The 5,656-nt window shown below is 70.1% G+C and carries 4 protein-coding genes and 1 pseudogene; 3 read left to right on the forward strand and 2 right to left on the reverse strand.

Features of this window, described 5'->3' with window-relative positions:
• Positions 1-97 precede the first annotated feature (97 nt).
• Both G4D87_RS32685 and G4D87_RS32690 read left to right on the forward strand, forming a co-directional pair.
• Positions 98-1,561 (forward strand): annotated as a pseudogene (locus G4D87_RS32685) (M16 family metallopeptidase); the annotation flags it as partial.
• 79 nt (positions 1,562-1,640) lie between these two features.
• Positions 1,641-3,518, forward strand: coding sequence for an OmpA family protein (locus tag G4D87_RS32690; protein WP_163786605.1), 1,878 nt, complete (start codon positions 1,641-1,643; stop codon positions 3,516-3,518).
• Between the two features lie 27 nt (positions 3,519-3,545).
• Here the strand turns inward: G4D87_RS32690 and G4D87_RS32695 are convergent, their stop codons facing one another.
• Both G4D87_RS32695 and G4D87_RS32700 read right to left on the reverse strand, forming a co-directional pair.
• Positions 3,546-4,124, reverse strand: a complete 579-nt coding sequence (locus G4D87_RS32695; protein ID WP_163786606.1) for a TlpA family protein disulfide reductase — start codon at positions 4,122-4,124, stop codon at positions 3,546-3,548.
• The gene (locus G4D87_RS32700; protein WP_163786607.1) at positions 4,121-5,197 is read right to left on the reverse strand and encodes a CFI-box-CTERM domain-containing protein; all 1,077 of its coding nucleotides are present in this window, start codon (positions 5,195-5,197) and stop codon (positions 4,121-4,123) included. The genes G4D87_RS32695 and G4D87_RS32700 overlap by 4 nt, the downstream gene beginning before the upstream one ends.
• Before the next feature lie 95 nt (positions 5,198-5,292).
• On the opposite strand from G4D87_RS32700, the gene G4D87_RS32705 reads away from it, so the two are divergent.
• The gene (locus G4D87_RS32705) at positions 5,293-5,580 is read left to right on the forward strand and encodes a hypothetical protein (RefSeq protein WP_163786608.1); all 288 of its coding nucleotides are present in this window, start codon (positions 5,293-5,295) and stop codon (positions 5,578-5,580) included.
• Positions 5,581-5,656: the final 76 nt, after the last annotated feature.

Here is a 5,656-nt window from a genome sequence, read left to right on the forward strand (position 1 = left end):
ACTTTAATGTGTACTTTTTTTTTTTTAATGATTCGGCCACCACCTAACTTCACACTTCTTGCTTCGTCCGCAGGGTCAGATGTGTAAAAGAGACAGCCCGGAGGCCGTGCCCGCGACGCCGCTGCGCCAGCCCGAGCCCATGGAGCTGGTCGTCCTGGCGCGGCCGGACTCGCCCATCGTCTCCTTCCGGCTCGTCTTCCACACCGGCTCCGTGGACGACCCGAAGGGCAAGGAGGGCCTCACCGCCCTCACCGCGCGGCTCATGGCGGAGGGCGGCACGCAGAAGCTCACCTCCTCGCAGCTCCTGGAGGCCCTGTACCCCATGGCCGCGGAGCTGGACGTCTTCGTGGACAAGGAGTTCACGACGTTCTCCGGCCGCGTCCACAAGGACTTCCTGGCGCGCTTCCAGGACCTCTTCACCGACGTGCTCCTGGCCCCGCGCCTGGACGCCGCAGAGCTGGAGCGCCTGCGCGCCAACGCCATCAGCGACGTGGAGAACGGCCTGCGCAGCGCCAACGACGAGGCGCTGGGCAAGGCCGCGCTGGACGCGCTCATCTACGAGGGCCACCCCTACGCGCACTTCACCGGCGGCACCGTGCAGGGGCTGAAGGCCCTCACGCTGGACGACGTGAAGGCCCACGCCCAGCGCGTCTTCACGCAGGACAGGCTCGTCATCGGCCTGGCGGGCGGGGTGGATGAAGCGCTCGCGCAGACGCTCCGCTCGCGCCTGTCCGCGCTGCCCGCGAAGGGCGCGCCGCGCGTGGCGATGCCCGCCGTGCCGACGACGGCCGGCCGCACCGTCATCATCCAGAAGCCCACGCTCTCCACCGCCGTCAGCATGGGCTTCGTCAGCACCATCCGCCGCGGAGACCCGGACTTCTTCCCGGTGGCCTTCGCCATGTCCAACCTGGGCGAGCACCGCCAGTCCATTGGCGTGCTCTTCACCGAGCTGCGCGAGAAGCGCGGCCTCAACTACGGCGACTACGCCTACGCCGAGCACTTCATCGAGTCGCCCGGCACCACGTACAACCGCACCAACATCGCGCGCACCCAGCAAGACGTGTCCCTGTGGCTTCGCCCCGTGGTGCCCACCCAGGGCGTGTTCGCCACGCGCGGCGCGGTGTTCTTCCTGGACCAGATGGTGGAGGAGGGCATCCCCCAGGAGCGCTTCGAGCTGATGCGCGGCTTCCTCCAAGGCTACACCCGCCTGTGGGAGCAGACGGACCAGCGTCGGCTGGGCTACGCCATTGACGGGCGCTTCTACGGCACGCCCGACTTCCTGGAGCAGTACCGCCAGGCCATGTCGAAGATGACGCCGAAGTCCGTCCAGGAGGCGCTCCGCCGCCGCGTGCAGCCCGAGGCCCTCAACTTCGCCTTCGTCACCGAGGACGCGGAGGGGCTCGCCCAGGCGCTGCGCTCCGGTGCGCCGTCACCCATCACCTACGCGTCCCCCAAGCCGGAGGCGCTGCTGACGCAGGACCAGGCCATCTCCGCGTCCAAGCTGCCCCTGCGCCCGGAGGCCATCCAGGTCATCCCCGCGCAGCAGTTCATGGAGAAATAACACCCGGCTGTAATCAACGGTGCCGGGGGGTGGGTCATTTCCTTCCACCCTCCGGAGTCGGGTGCTAAGAGCCTGAAACATGCGAGGCATCAGCTTGCGTGGCTCAGCCACCCGACTCGCCGTCCTGGGCCTGCTGCTGGCCTCGGTGGCTGCGCACGCCGACCACGACCCGTTCGCCCGCGGGTTCGACGCCGTTCCCGTCAAGGCCACCGCCGCCCAGCACAGTGGTATCGCGCTGGAAGGCACGAGCAACGCGCTGCCCGTGGGCAGCTTCCGCGCGGCGCTCCTGTTCGACTTCAACTGGCGCATCCTCTCCCTGAAGCTGGGCGACGAGAAGCTGGGCGACCTCCTGCCCTACCGACTCGATGCGCACCTGCTGTTCGCCTATCAGCTCCATGAGCGCCTGGAGCTGGCGGTGGACCTGCCCGTCACGCTGCTCCAGGGTGACAACTTCCAGCTGCTGCGTGACGCGCTGGACGCCCCCAACTTCCCGGGCGCCGCGGGCGTGGGCCGCACCACGCTGGGCGACATCCGCCTGCTGCCGCGCGTCCACCTGCTGGACCGCGAGACGTTCCCGGTGGGCGTGTCGCTCGTCGCCGAGGTCCGGCTGCCCACGGGCAGCGCCTCCAGCTTCACCGGCGAGCGCGGCGTGCTCTGGGCGCCTCGCGTCGCGCTGGAGCAGCGGTTCACCTTCCTCCCCGTGCCCATCCGTGTGCTCGGCAACGTGGGTGTGCGGCTGCGGCCCCATGCGCAGTACCTCAACCTGCTCGTTGACGACGAGCTGACGCTGGGCGCCGGCGCCATCGCCGAGCTGCCCAACATGGGCCGCTTCACGGACGTGGAGGCCGTGGCGGAGATGCACCTGGGCACCCCGCTGGTGCGCCCCTTCAACTTCGACCAGGCCGACACGCTCAAGACGCCGTGGGAGGCCCTGGTGGGCGCCCGCGCGAAGGTCTGGGGCAACTGGGGCATGGAGCTGAACGTCGGCCGCGGCATCAACCTGTCCAGCGGCTACGGCCGCGAGGCCCTGCGGGTGATGTTCGCGGTGCGCTACGACGAGACGTTCGTCGACTCGGACGGCGACGGCGTGCCCGACATCCGCGACCGCTGCCCCAACGAGCCCGAGGACAAGGACGGCTTCCAGGACGGCGACGGCTGCCCCGACCCGGACAACGACGGCGACGGGATTCCGGACGGTGAGGACGGCTGCGCCAACGAGAAGGGCCCCAAGCACACCAAGGGCTGCCCGGACCCGAACCACGACACGGACGGCGACGGCGTCGTCGACGGCGAGGACGCCTGCGTCGACAAGCCGGGCCCCAAGTCCAACAAGGGCTGCCCGGAGGACGAAAACGACGCGGACGGCGACGGCATCCCCGACGCGCTCGACAAGTGCCCGTACCAGCCCGGCCCGAAGGACTACGACGGCTGCCCGGACACCGACGGCGACGAGGTGCCCGACAACGAGGACGACTGCCCCGAGGAGTTCGGCCCGCCGGAGAACAACGGCTGCCCGTTCGACTCACCGCCCTACGTCGTCGTTGAATCGGACCGCATCCGCATCAAGGGCAACGTGCTCTTCGAGACGGGCTCCGCCGTCATCCAGAAGCGCTCCTACCCGCTGTTGGACGAGGTGGCGACGGTGCTGCGGAAGAACCCGACGCTGGGCCCCGTGCTCATCGAAGGCCACACCGACAACCGCGGCTCGCGCGCCCTCAACATGGGCCTGTCCGACCGCCGCGCGAAGTCCGTGCTCGACTACCTGGTGGCGAAGGGCATCGCGCGCAAGCGCCTCAGCTCCAAGGGCTTCGGCTTCAACAACCCGATTGCCACCAACGACACGGCGCTGGGCCGCGCGAAGAACCGGCGCGTCGACTTCCGGCTCGTTCGCTCGGAGGTGGAGACGGAGAAGAAGGAGACCGTCGTCCCGGCCGCGCCGCCGGAGAAGAAGCCCTGAGGAGGGAGGGCGGCGCGCTGAAGCGGCTCAGGGCTGCTTGAGCGCGCGCTCGATGCGGCGGCGGATGCCGTCCTCGGACAGCGCGCCGCGCTGCGCGTCCATCACCTTGCCCTCGCGGTCCAGGAAGTAGAGCGTCGGCAGCGCGCTGACCTGGAAGGCCCGCGCCACGTTGTCGTCCGCGTACACCACGTACGGCGCCAGGTCCGGCAGGTGGTTGCGCATGAAGGCCTCCACCAGCCTGGGCGCGCGGTCTCCGTCATCCCGGCTGGCCGCGACGAAGACGAGCCCCTGCGGCTCGTACTCCTTGGCCAGCTTCACCAGCGCCGGCATCTCCTCACGGCACGGCGGGCACCAGGTGGCCCAGAAGTCCAGCATCACCACCTGGCCCTTCAGGTCCTCCAGCTTCAGCGTGCCGCCGCCATGGCGCGCCATCTCCATGGACGGCGCGGATGTCCCATCCGGCACCAACCGGGCCCGCTGCGCTTCCAGCACGCCCAGGTACACCACGCCGCCCACGCCGAGCGCCCCCAACAGCCCCAGCACCACCTTCGTTCCGGCGCCCGCCTTCTTCGGCGCCGGAGGCGGCGCCCCGATGCTTTCCGTCACTGGAATCCACTCCTCGTCAGGCGGCCATGCACCCGCCGCAGCGCCCACCGCACACCCTCACGGGCCACCGGGCGCCGCGACACCCACGCCGCCACGTCAGGGCCCCACTGGTAGTAGCCCCGGATGAACGCCCGGCCCGGCGCGCTCTTCCGCAGCACGTCGTCGCGATAGGCACGGAAGGCCACGAGCTCCGGCGCGCCGTCGCCGAACGCCACCGTGGCCACGAAGCACGAGGACGCCGGGCTCACCCACATGAGCCGCTGGTTGGTGAGGTTCACCACCGCCTTCAGCTCGCGCGCCTCCGTGTAGACGAAGGCCAGCAAGTCGCGCCGCGCGGAGGGGAACTCCTGGCCGCTGGCCTCCTCGAACTCGATGCGCGTGCTGCCCGTGGTGCCGACCTCGTCCACCGTGAAGAAGTACCGCTTGGAGCTGCGGCCGACCTCCACCTCCAGTCCGCGCAGCTCGCCGAAGTACGCCAGGAAGGGCGTGCGGCAGACCGGACAGATGAAGCGGTTGTAGGCGTGGCTGGTGAGGAACGCGTAGTCCCCCACCCGCTTGCAGCCCATGTTCGGGCACACCAGCTTCACGTTCGCCTGGGGCGCGTTGCGCGGGTCATACCGCGACACGCGCGAGCCCTTGTCGAACACCGGCGGCGGACGCGGCGGCGACGTCACCAGGTGGCGCGTCGGGTGCGCGGCGCGCTCCAGCTCCTGCGCCCGGCGCCAGGCCGTCTCCGCGGCCTCCAGCCGTCCGGCCGCCGTGTGGCAGAGCGCCTCGCCGTGGGCCAGCAGCGCGGCCACCAGCTTCTCCAGCGGGGCCACCGCCGAGCCATCCCGCCCCGCGGCCAGCGCCTCCGCCAGCACCCGCTCGACTTCGGGGAGCAGGGCCTGGGCGGCCTTGCGGGAAGGGTCCTCCGCGCGGCGGTACACCGGCGGTTCGGGGATACGGACGAAGAGGGCCGAGGCCGCCGCGCGCACCCGCTCCACCGCCGCGTCGCCACGCCCTACGTCCAGCTGCGCCGCCCGCTCACGGGCCGCCTGAAAGAGTTCTTCGGGTTGCAAGCGCGCGGACATTAAAGGCCCCACCCCGCGCTGTCAGCGCATTGGACACCGCCGCGGTCGGAAACTGGCCACGCCCGCGCTTTCGATGTACGAAGAGGTAGGAGGCTGTGAGCGTGAACGCATTGAAGTTCATCGTCTGGACGTGCTGTGCGGTGGGGCTCGGCGTCTTCCTGGCTTCGGGCAAGGTGGATGGCCGCACGCCGTTGAACCACATGGAGCGGGCGTGGAGCCGCTCGGTGAACCCGTCCGCGGTTGATCGGCTCAAGGACGGGCTGGAGGACGCGTACGAGGACGCCAAGGACGCCGTCGCCGGAGACAAGGATTCGTCGCCTCGTGAGCGCATCAGCGCCGAGGACCGTGCAGCGGTGAACCGCATCATCGCGCAGAAGAAGTAGTCCGCCGTCGGGCCCGCTTCCCCTGGCCTTCCCTCCTCCTTAGGTTGCACCGAAGGCGGATGGTGGGGTGGAGGCG

The sequence above is a fragment of the Myxococcus vastator genome, from assembly GCF_010894475.1.
In the GTDB taxonomy this organism is placed as follows: Bacteria; Myxococcota; Myxococcia; order Myxococcales; family Myxococcaceae; genus Myxococcus; species Myxococcus vastator.

What these genes read in the sequence shown, in the direction of transcription:
- G4D87_RS32690 (WP_163786605.1), top strand. Translation starts at nt 1,641, where the DNA reads ATGCGAGGCATCAGCTTGCGTGGCTCAGCCACCCGACTCGCCGTCCTG.
- G4D87_RS32700 (WP_163786607.1), bottom strand. Translation starts at nt 5,197, where the DNA reads ATGTCCGCGCGCTTGCAACCCGAAGAACTCTTTCAGGCGGCCCGTGAG.